General features: G+C 70.7%; 15 protein-coding genes. 5 read left to right on the top strand and 10 right to left on the bottom strand.

Annotated elements, in window-relative coordinates; genetic code table 11:
- Position 1: 1 nt before the first annotated feature.
- Together ACYVBN_RS17820 and ACYVBN_RS17825 are read right to left on the bottom strand one after the other, a co-directional pair.
- A complete protein-coding gene (locus tag ACYVBN_RS17820; protein WP_460601679.1) occupies positions 2–646 on the bottom strand; it encodes a DUF4129 domain-containing protein in 645 nt (214 codons plus the stop codon).
- Positions 636–1,781, bottom strand: a complete 1,146-nt coding sequence (locus ACYVBN_RS17825; protein ID WP_460601680.1) for a hypothetical protein — start codon at positions 1,779–1,781, stop codon at positions 636–638. The genes ACYVBN_RS17820 and ACYVBN_RS17825 overlap by 11 nt, the downstream gene beginning before the upstream one ends.
- A gap of 134 nt (positions 1,782–1,915) precedes the next feature.
- On the opposite strand from ACYVBN_RS17825, the gene ACYVBN_RS17830 reads away from it, so the two are divergent.
- Positions 1,916–2,686 (top strand): histidine phosphatase family protein, encoded by a 771-nt coding sequence (locus ACYVBN_RS17830; protein ID WP_460601681.1) that lies wholly within the window; start codon positions 1,916–1,918, stop codon positions 2,684–2,686.
- Positions 2,676–3,575, top strand: a complete 900-nt coding sequence (locus ACYVBN_RS17835) for an NAD(P)H-hydrate dehydratase (RefSeq protein WP_460601682.1) — start codon at positions 2,676–2,678, stop codon at positions 3,573–3,575. Before ACYVBN_RS17830 ends, ACYVBN_RS17835 begins: the two co-directional genes overlap by 11 nt.
- Before the next feature lie 18 nt (positions 3,576–3,593).
- On the opposite strand, the gene ACYVBN_RS17840 is transcribed toward ACYVBN_RS17835, so the two are convergent.
- The 4 genes from ACYVBN_RS17840 to deoC form a co-directional block, all read right to left on the bottom strand.
- On the bottom strand, positions 3,594–4,205 hold the full coding sequence (locus ACYVBN_RS17840; RefSeq protein ID WP_460601683.1) for an AAA family ATPase: 612 nt from the start codon (positions 4,203–4,205) through the stop codon (positions 3,594–3,596).
- Between the two features lie 75 nt (positions 4,206–4,280).
- Entirely contained in the window at positions 4,281–5,165 is an 885-nt protein-coding gene (locus ACYVBN_RS17845) for an aldehyde dehydrogenase family protein (protein ID WP_460601684.1), read from the bottom strand.
- Positions 5,165–6,616 (bottom strand): aldehyde dehydrogenase family protein, encoded by a 1,452-nt coding sequence (locus ACYVBN_RS17850; RefSeq protein WP_460601685.1) that lies wholly within the window; start codon positions 6,614–6,616, stop codon positions 5,165–5,167. Before ACYVBN_RS17850 ends, ACYVBN_RS17845 begins: the two co-directional genes overlap by 1 nt.
- Before the next feature lie 10 nt (positions 6,617–6,626).
- The gene (deoC, locus tag ACYVBN_RS17855) at positions 6,627–7,574 is read right to left on the bottom strand and encodes a deoxyribose-phosphate aldolase (protein WP_440283559.1); all 948 of its coding nucleotides are present in this window, start codon (positions 7,572–7,574) and stop codon (positions 6,627–6,629) included.
- A gap of 54 nt (positions 7,575–7,628) precedes the next feature.
- On the opposite strand from deoC, the gene ACYVBN_RS17860 reads away from it, so the two are divergent.
- A complete protein-coding gene (locus ACYVBN_RS17860; protein WP_440283541.1) occupies positions 7,629–8,276 on the top strand; it encodes a hypothetical protein in 648 nt (215 codons plus the stop codon).
- 25 nt (positions 8,277–8,301) lie between these two features.
- On the opposite strand, the gene ACYVBN_RS17865 is transcribed toward ACYVBN_RS17860, so the two are convergent.
- Together ACYVBN_RS17865 and ACYVBN_RS17870 are read right to left on the bottom strand one after the other, a co-directional pair.
- Positions 8,302–9,939 (bottom strand): phospho-sugar mutase, encoded by a 1,638-nt coding sequence (locus ACYVBN_RS17865; RefSeq protein WP_460601686.1) that lies wholly within the window; start codon positions 9,937–9,939, stop codon positions 8,302–8,304.
- The gene (locus ACYVBN_RS17870) at positions 9,936–10,787 is read right to left on the bottom strand and encodes a purine-nucleoside phosphorylase (protein WP_460601687.1); all 852 of its coding nucleotides are present in this window, start codon (positions 10,785–10,787) and stop codon (positions 9,936–9,938) included. Before ACYVBN_RS17870 ends, ACYVBN_RS17865 begins: the two co-directional genes overlap by 4 nt.
- 68 nt (positions 10,788–10,855) lie before the next feature.
- On the opposite strand from ACYVBN_RS17870, the gene ACYVBN_RS17875 reads away from it, so the two are divergent.
- Positions 10,856–12,277: an NAD(P)H-quinone dehydrogenase gene (locus tag ACYVBN_RS17875; RefSeq protein ID WP_460601688.1), complete on the top strand. Its 1,422-nt coding sequence runs from the start codon at positions 10,856–10,858 to the stop codon at positions 12,275–12,277.
- 18 nt (positions 12,278–12,295) lie between these two features.
- Here ACYVBN_RS17875 and ACYVBN_RS17880 read toward each other — a convergent pair whose 3' ends face one another.
- Positions 12,296–12,484, bottom strand: coding sequence for a hypothetical protein (locus ACYVBN_RS17880; RefSeq protein WP_440283547.1), 189 nt, complete (start codon positions 12,482–12,484; stop codon positions 12,296–12,298).
- A 164-nt stretch (positions 12,485–12,648) separates the two neighbouring features.
- Complete coding sequence (locus ACYVBN_RS17885; protein WP_440283548.1) at positions 12,649–12,828, bottom strand: hypothetical protein; 180 nt, start codon at positions 12,826–12,828, stop codon at positions 12,649–12,651.
- A 126-nt stretch (positions 12,829–12,954) separates the two neighbouring features.
- On the opposite strand from ACYVBN_RS17885, the gene ACYVBN_RS17890 reads away from it, so the two are divergent.
- Positions 12,955–13,602 carry a TetR/AcrR family transcriptional regulator gene (locus tag ACYVBN_RS17890; protein WP_460601689.1) on the top strand — a complete coding sequence of 216 codons (648 nt, stop codon included), beginning with the start codon at positions 12,955–12,957 and terminating at the stop codon, positions 13,600–13,602.
- The last annotated feature ends 2 nt before the right edge of the window (positions 13,603–13,604 follow it).

The raw sequence follows: 13,604 nt of genomic DNA on the forward strand, positions 1-13,604 counted from the left end.
ATCATCGGGCGACCTGCTGCACAGCCGCGTGCTGCGGGCGGGTCTGGTCCAGCTCGCGGTCGAGGGTGCGGATCCGCTCCACATCGTCCGCGGTCGCACCCGCTCCGCCATACCGCACGCGGTCGAAGAACGCTGCGGCCGCGCGGATCCCGTCGGACCGGGCGGGGAAGTACGGCGTGAGCTCGGCGCCCACCTCGTGCGCCGTACGACCGGGTTGGGCCAGCAGCAGGGCACGCTCCTCGCCCCGCCGGGTGAGCGCGCGGAAGTAGTCGACGAAGGCGGCCGCGTGTGCGCCGTCGGCGGCCGATCGGCGGGCCCGGTCCCGCAGCTCGGCGGCGCTGAGATCGACGCCGGTCAGCACGCCGCCGTCGGCACCGGGGGCCGGGACGTGCGACCGGCGGCCGAGCCGGGACATCCCGAAGACCACGATCGCCACGAGGACGAGCAGGAGCGGGATCAGGACATAGAGCGGCAGGGCGCTGCCCAGTCCGTTCAACAGGTCGTGGAGCCGGTCCATCGCCCAGTCCCACAGCCGCTGCACCCAGCTGCGCTGGTCTGCGTATGCCGGCTTGGCCAACTCGCGCTGCAGCCAACCGCGCGCCGTGCCGCCGTCCGGGGACAGTGGCGACGAGCCGTCACCCGGCACCGGCACCGTCCTGTGCGCCGGCGCCGCCGGCGGCCTTCATCAGGGTGACGTCCAGCGCCTCCTTGCGAATGCGCTGGTCCAGGTAGAGCAACGCGGTCACGCCGGCGGTGAACGGCGTCGTCAGCGCGCTGACCACGACGGAGACCAGCTGGATGCCCAGCGCGCCGGTGGTGCCGAGGGCGCCGTCACCGGAGCTGGCGAGCGCGATCAACGCGGCCGGGAACGACACCACCTGGCTGACCACGTAGACCACCAGCTGGGCCAGCAGGGTGATGCCGAAGATGCGCCACCACTGCCCCTGGGTCAGCTGCCACGATCGGCCGAACGCTCGCGTCGGCGCGATCCGCTCCAGCACCAGCGAGGGCGGCGCCAACGAGACCTTGACGGCCAGCCAGATCACCGCCACGAAGCAGGCCAGACCGAGCACGATGGCGGCCACGACCGCCCCGACCGTGCCGGTCGTCACGCCCAGGAGGACGACGACCCCCACCACGACGGCCGCCGCCACGCAGACGGCGAGCACCTCCAGCGCCAGCAGGCCGATGAGGGGCAGTAGCCGGCCGCGCACCTTCTGCCAGGTCTGGCCGATGGAGATGCGGCGGCCCAGCACGGCCTCGGCCACGACGACCGTCAGCATGCCGGCGAGCAGCACCCCGGCGATCGCCGAGAACACCGCACCGACCATCACGCCGAGCTGGTTGCCGAAGTTGACCGTCGTGCCGGAGTCGTCGGTCACCGTGAGGTCCGCGCCGGACAGCGCGATGGTGACCAGCACCGACGGGACGGCCACGATCAGCGCCATCAGCGCCGACAGCCCGAGCGTGGCGCCGGGGTTGCCGCGGATGGTGGCGAACGTGCCGCTGAAGATGTCGCCGAGGTTCAGCGGTCGCAGCGGTATGACGCCCGGCTTGGGCGCCAGCCGGAACACCGGCTGGTACGGCGCGGGCTGCCCGTACTGCCCATATTGCGGTTGCTGCGGAGGCGGCCCGTACTGCCCGTACTGCGGTTGCTGCGGAGGCGGCCCGTACTGCCCGTACTGCGGTGGCGGCTGCTGCGCGCCATACCCCTGTGGCGGCCGGGTCCCGTCGTCGCCGCCGGGCGAGTCACCCCCGGGGCTCGTCCATCCATTGGTCATAAGGGCGACCCTAAATGACCAGGGCGCACCCGCGCCGTCACACACGCCACCGTGCGGTGCTGCGGCGGGTGTTCCAGTGCCCGGCCGGGTGGGTACGAGGGCCGGAAGATCCGTTTCGAGGGAAGGATGAGGACATGCCGCGAGGAGCGTTGCTGCTGGGCGACCGGGGGCCGAGCGAGCTGGTGCTCGTGCGGCACGGGGAGAGCATCGGCAACATCGCCGATCGCAAGGCACGCGAGTCCGGTGCCGAGCGACTCGACCTGGAGCTGCGCGACGCCGACGTGCCACTGTCGGACACCGGCCGCGAGCAGGCCGACGCCGTCGGCGGCCTGCTGGACCGGCTCGACGACGAGCGCAGCCCTGAGCTGGTGATCACCTCGCCATACCGGCGTGCCCGCGAAACGGCCGATCATGCGCTGCGCGCCTGGGCCGGCGACCTCGACCTGGTCGTGGACGAACGGGTCCGCGAACGTGACCTCGGCCGGTTCGACGGTATGACGTCGGCCGGGATCAAGGCGCAGTTCCCGCAGGAGGCGGAGCGACGGTCGCGGGTCGGCAAGTTCTACTACGTGCCGCCGTCCGGCGAGAGCTGGTGCGACGTCGCGCTGCGGATCCGCTCGCTGCTCGCCGACCTGCGGGAGGGGTATGACGGCCGCCGCGTCTGGGTGTTCACGCACGAGGCGGTGATCATGAGCTTCCGTTACGTGCTGGAGTCACTGACCGAGGAGGAGCTGCTGGAGATCGGCCGGACGACGGCATTGCCGAACTGTTCGGTGACCACCTACCGCTCCGAGCGCCACGGGCTGCAGCTGGTGTCGTTCGCCGCGACGGCGCACGTCGAGGAGTCCGAGGCGGCCACGACGACCGAGCCGTCCAAGACCGAGCGAGCCGCCGGTGCCCGCTGAGCAGGCCGGTCGGCCGGTGCACGTGACGGAGGAGCTGCTGTGTGAGTGGCCACTGCCGGCGCCGGGGGAGGACAAGGAGGCGCGCGGGCGGGCCCTGGTCATCGGCGGGACGGCGTTCACGCCGGGCGCGGTGCTGCTGGCCGGTGAGGCGGCGCTGCGTGCCGGCGCGGGCAAACTGCAGATCGCCACGGCCGAACCCGTCGCGGCGGCGCTCGCGGTCGCGGTGCCCGAGGCACTGGTCGTGCCGATGCGCACCGACGGCGACGGCAACATCGCTTCCGACGCGGCCGAAGAGGTCGACGAACTCGCCGCCGCGGCGGATGCCGTCCTGCTGGGACCGGGCTTCTCCGACGCCGAAGCGTCCGCGGACCTGTTGCAGCGGCTGCTGCCCCGGCTGCGCTGCCCGGTGGTGCTGGACGCAGTGGCCTCGGCATACCTCACTCGCCACCGCGACGGTGTCGCGCACCTGGGCGGCCGGGCGGTGCTCACCGTGAACCCGCAGGAGCTGGCACGCACGCTGGAGGACTCCGGCGCACCGGCCGGCGACGAGGCCGCCGAGGCGACGAGCCGGCTCGCGGACGAGACACAGGCGGTGGTGCTGCTCGGCGGTCAGGGCAAGGTCGTGGCGGCGCCGTCCGGGAAGCGGTGGCTGATCGAGCGCGGCGGGCCGGGGCTGGGGATCTCCGGCTCTGGTGACGTCCAGGCCGGTCTGGTGGGCGGGTTGCTCAGCCGGGGCGCCGACGCGGACCAGGCTGCGGCCTGGGGCGGCTGGTTGCACGGCACGGCGGGGGAGCAGCTGGCCGCACAGGTCGGGACGGTGGGTTTCCTGGCGCGGGAGATCAGTCCGCAGGTTCCGCGGTTGCTGGACGAGCTGGCCGGCTCCGGCTGATCTCGTGGCTCGGTCCGCTCAGGGCCGTTGCGCAAGTCGGCGCGCGAGTTCCTTCGGCCGGATCGGCTCCGCGCCCAGACGCAGCTGCTGCCGGACGATGCCCGGCTCGGCGCGTGCCAGCCGCAGACCGCGGCGGACCAGCACGAGCGGCGGCTTGCGGTGTTCGGACAGGTCCCGGATCAGCCTGCGCACGAAGGTGATCCAGCGGTTGTGATGGACGCAGTAGGCGCCGGCGAGCAGGCCGCGCTCCCGCAGCGGCTCGATGACGTATGGCGCGAAGATGCCCTCCGCGATCACCGTATCGGCATCGTCGAGTCGCACGTGCTGGGTGCCGGTGGCCGCCGAGGCGGAGATGTCGTAGACCGGCGCCACCAGTTCGCCCGTCCGGCACAACCGCTCCAGCGCGTCGACCGCGTCCTCGCAGCGCCACGACCGCACATCGTCCCAGTCGGCGATCCCCAAGGACGACATCGGCAACGTCGGGTCGCCGGCGTCCTTGTAGAAATCGTCCAATCGGACGATCGGCCACCGGTGTTCGCGGGACAGGTGCGCGGCCCAACGGGACTTGCCGGAGCCGCTGGGGCCGCCGAGGACGAGGACGCGGGCACGTGATTCAGCCAACGGAATCACCGGTATTCGAGAATCGGGGTCCCCGCAAAGTATCGGCGGGGGAGCGAAGCGGCGGAGCCGAACTTTGTGGGGTGATCACAAGCCCTTGGGGTGCCAGACGGTCTTGGTCTCTAGGAACGCGGTCATCCGGGACAGGTCGGGAGCCGCCAGCCAGTCCGGCTCCACGGCGGCGCTGACGTCGCCGGCGGGCCGCACGACCCGCTTGACGGTGTCCGCGGCGGCCGCCTCCAACTCGCCCCAGCCGATCTCGGTCGCACCGGCCAGATCGATCGCGTTGACGTCGGCGTGCGACGCCAGCCACGGAGCCAGCTCGGCGGTCCGGCCGGTGACGATGTTGACGACACCGCCGGGCACGTCCGAGGTGGCCAGCACCTCACCCAGCGAGATGGCCGGCAACGGACGTTCCTCGCTCGTGACGACCACCACCGTGTTGCCCGACACGATCGCGGGCGCGACCACCGACACCAGGCCGAGCAGCGAACTCTGCTGCGGCGCAACGATGCCCACCACACCGGTTGGCTCCGGTGCGGAGATGTCGAAGTACGGGCCGGCCACCGGGTTGAGGTTGCCCAGCACCTGCGGCAGCTTGTCGGGCCACCCGGCATACCAGACCCACCGGTCGATGGCGGCGTCCACGATCCGGGTCGCCTGCGGCTTGGTCAGCCCCTCGCTCGCGGACACCTCGGCGATGAACTGCTCGCGCCGTCCCTCCAGGATCTCGCCCACGCGGTAGAGCACCTGCCCGCGGTTGTATGCCGTGGCTCCCGACCAGCCCTTGACGGCGGCGCGGGCCGCGACCACCGCGTCCCGGATGTCCTTGCGCGACCCTTGCGCCGCGTTGGCCAGGAACTTGGGGGCACGGCCGGAGGAGACGACCTCGTAGGACCGGCCCGACTCGGACCGCGGGAACTTGCCGCCGATGTAGAGCTTGTAGGTCTTGCGCACCTCGAGGCGGGCCATCAGTGCGTTCCTTCCGTGTCCAGGTAGGCGGCGAGGCCTTGCCGGCCGCCTTCGCGGCCGTAGCCGCTCTCCTTGTAGCCGCCGAACGGCGACGTCGGGTCGAAGCGGTTGAAGGTGTTGGCCCATACGACGCCGGCACGGAGCCGGTCGGCGACGGCTAGGATCCGCGACCCCTTCTCGGTCCAGATGCCGGCGGACAGGCCGTAGGGAGTGTTGTTGGCCTTCGCGATCGCTTCGTCCGGCGTGCGGAAGGTCAGCACGGACAGGACCGGCCCGAAGATCTCCTCCTGCGCAATCCGGTGCGCTTGCGAGACACCGGTGAAAACCGTGGGCGGGAACCAGTATCCGCGCTCGGGCAGCGAGCATTGCGGACTCCAGCGCTGCGCGCCCTCGGCCTCGCCGACCGCCACGAGTTCGTTGATCCGGGCGAGTTGCGCGGCCGAGTTGATCGCCCCGACGTCGGTGTTCTTGTCCATCGGGTCACCAACTCGCAGCGTCGCCAGGCGCCGCTGCAGGCGATGTATGACGTCGTCCGCGACCGACTCCTGCACCAGCAGCCGGCTGCCGGCGCAGCACACGTGGCCCTGGTTGAAGAAGATGCCGTTGACGATGCCCTCGACGGCTTGGTCGATCGGCGCGTCGTCGAAGACGATGTTGGCCGCCTTGCCACCCAGCTCGAGGGTGAGTCGCTTGCGGGTGCCGGCGATGGTCCGGGCGATCGACTTGCCCACGTCGGTCGACCCGGTGAACGCGATCTTGTCGATGCCAGGATGCTCCACGAGCGCTTGGCCGGTCGCGCCGGCGCCGGTGACGATGTTGACGACACCCGCTGGCAGGTCCGCCTGCTGGCACACGTCGGCGAACAGCAACGCCGTCAGCGGTGTGGTCTCGGCGGGCTTGAGCACCACGGTGTTGCCGGTCGCCAGCGCCGGTGCGATCTTCCAGGCCAGCATCAGCAGCGGGAAGTTCCATGGGATGACCTGTCCGACGACCCCGAGCGGGCGCGGGTTGCTCCCCAGCCCGGCGTACTCCAGCTTGTCGGCCCAGCCGGCGTGGTAGAAGAAGTGCGCCGCCGCGGTGGGGACGTCGACGTCGCGCGACTCCTTGATCGGCTTGCCGTTGTCGAGGGTCTCCAGCACGGCGAACTCACGGGCGCGCTCGGCCAGGATGCGCGCGATCCGGAAGAGGTATTTGCCGCGCTCGGCACCCGACAGGCGGCTCCAGCTCCGGTCGTAGGCTCGGCGGGCGGCCCGCACCGCCCTGTCGACGTCGGCGGCGCTCGCCTCCGAGACGTCGGCGAGCTTCTCCTCGGTGGCCGGGTTGACCGTCTTGAACGACGTGCCCTCGGCCGCGTCGACGAACTCGCCGCCGATGAACAGCCCGTAGGACGAGGCGATGTCGACGACGGAACGCGACTCCGGTGCCGGCGCGTATTCGAATTTAGGTGTCATTACTGATCTTTCAGTCAATCGTGACGTAGTCGGCGCCGGAGTAGGCCCCGGTGCGCAGCTTCTGGCGTTGCAGCAGCAGGTCGGTCAACAAGCTGGAGGCGCCGAAGCGGAACCACTGCGGGGTCAGCCAGTCCTCGCCGGCGATCTCGCTGACCATGACCAGGTAGCGCAGCGCGTCCTTGCTGGTGCGTATGCCGCCCGCCGGCTTCACGCCGACCAGCTCACCGGTGAGTTCCCGCCAGTCGCGGACGGCTTCGAGCATCAGCAGGGTGACCGGCATGGTGGCGGCCGGCTGCACCTTGCCCGTGGAGGTCTTGATGAAGTCGGCGCCGGCCAGCATCGCCAGCCACGAGGCGCGACGCACGTTGTCGTACGTCGCCAGCTCGCCGGTCTCCAGGATCACCTTCAGGTGTGCGTCGGGCTGGTCGCCCGGCCGCGCGCAAGCCTCCTTGACCGCGACGATCTGGTCGAACACCAGCCGGTAGTCGCCGGCGAGGAACGCGCCGCGGTCGATGACCATGTCGATCTCGTCGGCACCCGCCTTCACCGCGTCCTTGGTGTCGGCCAGCTTGACCGCCAGGCTCGCCCGCCCGGAGGGGAATGCGGTGGCGACGGCCGCCACGTGGATGCCGCTGTCGCCCAGTGCCTCCTTGGCGACGGCGACCATGTCGCCATACACGCAGACGGCGGCGACCTGGGGCGTGTCCAGGTCGGTGGGGTCGGGCAGCTGGGCCTTGGCGCACAGGCTGCGCACCTTGCCGGGGGTGTCCGCCCCCTCGAGGGTGGTCAGGTCGATCATGCCGATCGCCGTGTCGATCGCCCAGGCCTTGCTCGTCGTCTTGATCGATCGGGTGGCCAGCGCGGCGGCTCGTGCCTCGATGCCGACCTGGTCCACGCCGGGCAATCCGTGCAGCCAGGTGCGCAGTGCTCTGGTGGTCAGGGAGGCGACGCCGAGCATGTCCCGGGCCCGCGACGTTGCAGATGATGGGCTCACTGGTGCAGCGTACCTGTCATGCCCTTCACTCTTCCCCGGCGCAGCACCGCTGCGTCCGGGCCGCGCCGGACCTACCGGCAGCCCGCCATGCTCGCCCCCGGCATCGTGCTCGCCGTGGCGTGCGCCGCCTTCGTCGTGCTGATCCTCCTCGACTCCGGACTGAGCAAGCCGGCCCAGCTGCTGTGGCCGCTCGCCGGACTGCTGCTGATCTGGGTGGTGTTCCTGCGTCCGTGCCTGCAGCTGACCCAGGCCGGCGTGGTGATGCGCAATCTGGTGCGCGACGTGCGTGGTGGATGGCCGGCCATCGATCTGATCGAACAGCGTTGGAACCTCAAGGTGTACGACGCGCACGGCAAGGGCTACGGGTCCTGGGCCATCACCGCCCAGCGTCCACGGCGGGTCAACACTCGTCGCGGCCTGCACTCCGGCCCGGGGATGGGCAAGATCGACCTGGAGAACCCCACCGCGTCCGTCATGGAGGCACGTCCCGGGTCGGCGGCGGGTGTCGCCGCCGCCATACGGACCGGGCAGGAGGACTACACGCGGGCCGTCCAGCACGATCCGTCGCTGCAGGCACAGGACGAACTGGTCGCGTCGCCGGCGTGGCCGGCGATCGCGGCTCTCGCGCTCGCGGTGATCTTCGTGCTCGTGGCGGTCTCGGTCTGACGGCGGGTGCCCACCGGCGAGGTGACTATCCGGCGGCGGTGAGTCGCTCGAACTCGGTGCGTACGGCGGTCAGCTTGCGGACCGCGATCGCCGGGTCCCCGTCGATCGTCTCCAGGTAGATCTTCAGCTTCGGTTCGGTCCCGCTGGGCCGGACGATGATCCGCGTGTCGTCGGCGAGGAAGTAACGCAGCCCCTCGGTGGGCGGCAGTCCGCCCGCGCCGAGCGCGAGATCGTCAACCTGCGAAACGGCTTGTCCGGCAACATTCTCCGGCGGGTTCGCGCGCAGTCGCGCCATGATGTCGGTGATGAGCGACAGGTCCTCGACGCGGACCGAGAAGCTGTCGGTCGCATGCGTGCCGTGCGTGGCTGCGAGGTCGATCAGCACGTCGTCGAGCGTCGTGCCGGCGGCCTTGCACTGCGCGGCGAACTCGGCGATGAGCAGGGCCGCGCTGATGCCGTCCTTGTCACGCACCGCACCCGGGTCGACGCAGTAGCCGAGTGCCTCCTCGTAGCCGTAGGCGAGACCGGGCACCCGGCTGATCCACTTGAAACCGGTGAGGGTCTCGGCGTGCGGCACGCCTGCGTGCTGGGCCATCGCGGCCAGCAGACGGGAGGACACGATCGAGTTGGCGAAGACGGCGCCGGGTGCGACACCGCGCTGCAACAGGTAGGCGCCCAGCAGCGCACCCACCTCGTCACCGCGCAGCATCGCCCAGCCGGTCTCGCGGGGGACGGCGACCGCACAGCGGTCGGCATCCGGGTCGTTCGCGATCACCAGGTCGGCGCCGGTCTCGGCGGCCAGGGCCAGCGCCTTGTCGATCGCGCCGGGCTCCTCGGGGTTGGGGAACGCCACGGTCGGGAATGCCGGGTCGGGCTCGGCCTGCTCGGCCACCGACGAAGGTGCCGGGAACCCCGCCCGCTCGAAAGCTGCTGCGAACACTGCAGATCCGACGCCGTGCAAAGCGGTGTGCACGATCGAGATGTCACGTGGTCCGTCGGGCCGCACCACCTGCGTGACCGCTTCGAGGTAGTCGTCCACCACATCGTCGCCGAGCGTCTCCCAACCGTCGTCAGCGCGTCGGACACCGGCTGCCCGGGGGAAGCGGCTGATCGCCGCACTGATCTCGGCATCCGCGGGGGCGACGATCTGGCTGCCGTCGCCGAGGTAGACCTTGTAGCCGTTGTCCTGGGGCGGGTTGTGACTGGCGGTCACCATGACGCCCGCGTCGGCGCCGAGGTGGCGGATCATGAACGCCAGCACCGGTGTGGGCAACGTGTGCGGCAGGATCATCGCCCGCCCGCCGGCACCCACGACCACCGCCGCGGTGTCCCGCGCGAAGACGTCGGAATTGTGCCGGGCGTCATACCCGATGACGACCGTGACGTCGCGCTTGCCCAGCTTCTCCTGCAGGTATGCCGTCAGGCCCGCCGCCGTCCGGATCACCACGACACGGTTCATCCGCGCCGGGCCCGCGCCGAGGGCGCCGCGCAACCCGGCGGTGCCGAACTCCAGCAGGCCCGCGAAGCGGTCCGCCAAGCCGGTCAGCGCTGCCGCGTCGCCGGATTCCGCGGCGGCGACGAGGGATTCGAGTTCTGCGCGGGTCTGCGGGTCCGGGTCGTCGGCCATCCAGTCGCGTGCCTCGGCCTGCACGTCGAGGGTCATGCCGGGCGCTCCTCACTCGCGATGCGACCGACGACCTCGGCCAGCAAGGTGCCGCACCGTGCGGCAGCGGCTCGGCCGGCCTCGATCACCTCCTGGTGCGACAGCGGCTGGTCGCTGATGCCGGCCGCGAGGTTGGTCACCAGGCTGACTCCGAGGATGTCCAGGCCTGCTTGTCGCGCCGCGATCGCCTCGAGCGCGGTCGACATGCCGACCAGGTCGGCACCGAGGATGCCGGCCATCTTCACCTCGGCGGGCGTTTCGTACTGCGGCCCGCGGAACTGGGCATACACGCCTTCGTCGAGCGATGGGTCGACCGACCGGGCGATCTCGCGCAGCCGCGGCGTGTAGAGATCGGTGACGTCGACGAAGTTCGGGCCCTCGATGGGCGAGTGAGCGGTCAGGTTGATCTGGTCGCGGATCAGCACCGGCGTGCCGGGGCCCCATGAGCGGTCGAGGCCGCCGCAGCCGTTGGTCAGCACGATCGTGTGGCAGCCGGCGGCAGCCGCGGTGCGCACGCCGTGCACCACCGATCGCACGCCCTTGCCCTCGTAGAAGTGAGTGCGGGTGCCGAAGACCAGGGCGCGGGCCCCGGTGTCGCCGATGGCGATGGAACGCATCGCGCTGGAGTGGCCGGCGACGGCCGCTGCGGCGAAACCGGGCACGTCGGCGTTGTCCACGGTGGCCAGCGTCTCGCCGATGCGGTCGGCGGCCTGCCCCCACCCGGAGCCCAGCACCAGGGCGATGTCGTGCCGTGCGGAGCCGGTGCGCTCGGCGATGACGGCTGCCGCCGCCTGCGCGATCTCGAAGGGGTCGGTCGCCGGGTCGGCCAGTGGTGTCGATGCAGTCACGGGCGCCAGCGTATGCCGTGCGGCGCACATCCACAGCGCACACGCGTGTGCGGCACCGGGACGCCGACATGGAAAGATGCCCCATTGTGAGTGGGCGGCAGCAGCATGTGGTGATCATCGGCGGCGGGCCGGGCGGCTACGAGTCCGCCCTGGTCGCCGCGCAACTCGGTGCTCAGGTGACCGTCATCGAGCAGACCGGTCTGGGCGGCGCTGCGGTGCTGACCGACTGCGTGCCGAGTAAGACACTGATCGCCACCTCGGACTTCATGTCCCGGTTCGCGTCCGCGGGCCGGCTCGGTGTCGGCTTCGAGGGCACCGAGGACGATCAGCACGCGGAGGCGCACGCTCAACAGGTCAACCAGCGGATCGTCGATCTGGCCAAGGCGCAGAGCCGGGACATCCGGGCCCAGCTGGAGGGTGTCGGCGTCCGGATCGTCAACGGTTTCGGCCGCATCGCCGGTCCCGGCCGCGTGGACGCCGAGCTCGCCGACGGCGCGACCGAGCAACTGCACGCCGACGTCATACTGCTGGCCGTCGGCTGCACCCCGCGTGTGATGGACACCGCAGTGCCGGACGGTGAGCGGATCCTGACCTGGCAGCAGATCTACGACCTGACCGAACTGCCCGAGAAGCTGATCGTGGTGGGCTCGGGCGTCACCGGAGCCGAGCTGGCTCACGCCTACCTCGGCCTGGGTTGTGACGTCACCCTGGTGTCGTCGCGTGACCGAGTGCTGCCCGGCGAGGACGCCGACGCCGCGACGGTCATCGAGAACGTCTTCCGGCGGCGCGGCATGAAGGTGCTCAATCGCTCGCGGATGGCGGCTGCGCGCCGGGAGGGTGACGCGGTCGTGGTCACCCTCGAGGACGGCCGCGAGGTCCGCGGCTCCCACGTCCTGCTCGCCGTGGGCTCCGTGCCGCTGACCCAGGACATCGGCCTGGACAGCCTCGGGATCGAGACGCGGTCCTCCGGACACATCCTCGTCGACCGGGTGTCGCGCACCTCCGCACAGGGCGTGTATGCCGCCGGCGACTGCACCGGCGTCCTACCGTTGGCGTCCGTGGCGGCCATGCAGGGCCGGATCGCGATGGCCCACTCGTTGGGCGACGCGGTGGCTCCGCTCAACCTGCGCGGGGTGTGCGCCAACATCTTCACCGACCCGGAGATCGCGACGGTCGGCTACTCGCAGGCAGATGTCGAGGAGGGCCGCATCGAGGCCAGGGTGGTGACGCTTCCGCTGTCGACCAACCCGCGCGCCAAGATGCGCAACATCACCGACGGCTTCGTCAAGCTCTTCGTCCGGCCGGGCAGCACCACGATCATCGGCGGCGTCGTCGTCGCGCCGCAGGCCTCCGAACTCATCTACCCGATCGGCCTGGCGGTCCAGAACCGCCTGACCGTCGACCAGATGGCCAGCACGTTCTCGGTCTATCCGTCGATGACCGGGTCGATTGCCGAGGCGGCCCGTCGGTTGCACGAAGCCGACATCTGAGGCACGGCTGCGCAGCCGTCAGTCGCGAGGTTCGTCCTCGGGGGTGTCCTTGCGCGGCGCGTGGGGATCGACCTGGTGGGGGAGCAGGCCGGCTTCCTCCCAGCGGCGGTGCCGCTGCTCGCGCAACTTCGGCTTGACCGTGCGCAGCACGAAGACCACGGCGACGACGATGACGATCAGGATGACGTATCTCACGAGCACGGTCACGGCGTGTTCCGTTCTGCCGGCGGGCGGGTCGACACACCAATCTACGTTCCCCGGCCCGCGCAGCGAAAAGCGGCGCCGCCTCGTGGAAGGAACGAGGCGGCGCCGCCGCGGCGGGCAGGATGCGCGACCGGCGCGCAGGTGGTCAGTGGTCCATCAATGGCCCGTCAGTGGCCGAGCGCCAACTGCGAGTAGTAGCGACCGAAGGTCTCGTGGCGCGCGATGCGCTGCTTGCGGTTGGCCGCGAAGAAGCGGGTCGCCCAGGTGGCGGCGAAGCCCACGAGGAGCGCGAGCGCTATCGCGTTGATGACCACGAAGCCGATGAAGAAGGCGTTGATGTTGATCATGCGAACTCCTGATGTCGTGTTACTACGGTTGTAGTGACACCAACACTACGCCTGTAGTGGTGGATGGCAAATCGACGGCCAGTGGTCTCCGTCACGTCGCGGTGGAGCACATGAGAAGGTGCAAGGGTGTCCGCCCGCAGAACAGCCGCACCGCGATCCGGCCAGGCCCCCGAGGGCACGGCCGCCCGGCAGGAGGTTCTGCTGCGCAGCGCCATCGTCGTCGTCGGTCGTGCGGGGATGCGAGGGCTGACCCATCGCGCGGTCGACCGTGAGGCGGGTATGCCGGAGGGCACCTGCTCGGTGTACTACCGGACCCGGCTCGCACTGCTCACCGCGCTCAGCGAATTCGTCGCGCAAGCCCTGCACGCCGACGTGCGAGCGCTCGGCGCGTCACTGCCTAGCCCGGCGGCGGACGAAGGCATCGAGCCGGCCATCGAGGCGACGATCGCAATGCTGCTGCGCTGGTCGGAACATCCGGACCTGATCGTCACCATGTCGGAGCTCGCGTTGGAGGCGGGGCGCACGCCGTCGTTGAGTGAGCCGATCGTGGCCTGGCGGACCAACCTCACCGACATCGTCGAGTCGATCGTCTGCCGCGTCGAGAAGACCAGCCCCCGGCTGCGTGCGGAGGCGATCGTCGCGAGCCTGGACGGCGTCGTGCTCAGTGGGCTGCTGGCAACCTCTGCCGCCGAACGACCCGGCTATCTGCGCGCGATGGTGACCCTCGTCCTGCGCGCCATCGCCGACGCGGACGTCGCGGCCGACGGCGCGTGAAC

Source organism: Flexivirga lutea, from assembly GCF_054778955.1.

What these genes read in the sequence shown, in the direction of transcription:
- ACYVBN_RS17885 (WP_440283548.1), bottom strand. Translation starts at nt 12,828, where the DNA reads ATGATCAACATCAACGCCTTCTTCATCGGCTTCGTGGTCATCAACGCG.
- ACYVBN_RS17865 (WP_460601686.1), bottom strand. Translation starts at nt 9,939, where the DNA reads ATGACCCTCGACGTGCAGGCCGAGGCACGCGACTGGATGGCCGACGAC.
- ACYVBN_RS17830 (WP_460601681.1), top strand. Translation starts at nt 1,916, where the DNA reads ATGCCGCGAGGAGCGTTGCTGCTGGGCGACCGGGGGCCGAGCGAGCTG.
- ACYVBN_RS17860 (WP_440283541.1), top strand. Translation starts at nt 7,629, where the DNA reads ATGCCCTTCACTCTTCCCCGGCGCAGCACCGCTGCGTCCGGGCCGCGC.
- ACYVBN_RS17825 (WP_460601680.1), bottom strand. Translation starts at nt 1,781, where the DNA reads ATGACCAATGGATGGACGAGCCCCGGGGGTGACTCGCCCGGCGGCGAC.
- deoC (WP_440283559.1), bottom strand. Translation starts at nt 7,574, where the DNA reads ATGCTCGGCGTCGCCTCCCTGACCACCAGAGCACTGCGCACCTGGCTG.
- ACYVBN_RS17875 (WP_460601688.1), top strand. Translation starts at nt 10,856, where the DNA reads ATGGAAAGATGCCCCATTGTGAGTGGGCGGCAGCAGCATGTGGTGATC.
- ACYVBN_RS17850 (WP_460601685.1), bottom strand. Translation starts at nt 6,616, where the DNA reads ATGACACCTAAATTCGAATACGCGCCGGCACCGGAGTCGCGTTCCGTC.
- ACYVBN_RS17845 (WP_460601684.1), bottom strand. Translation starts at nt 5,165, where the DNA reads ATGGCCCGCCTCGAGGTGCGCAAGACCTACAAGCTCTACATCGGCGGC.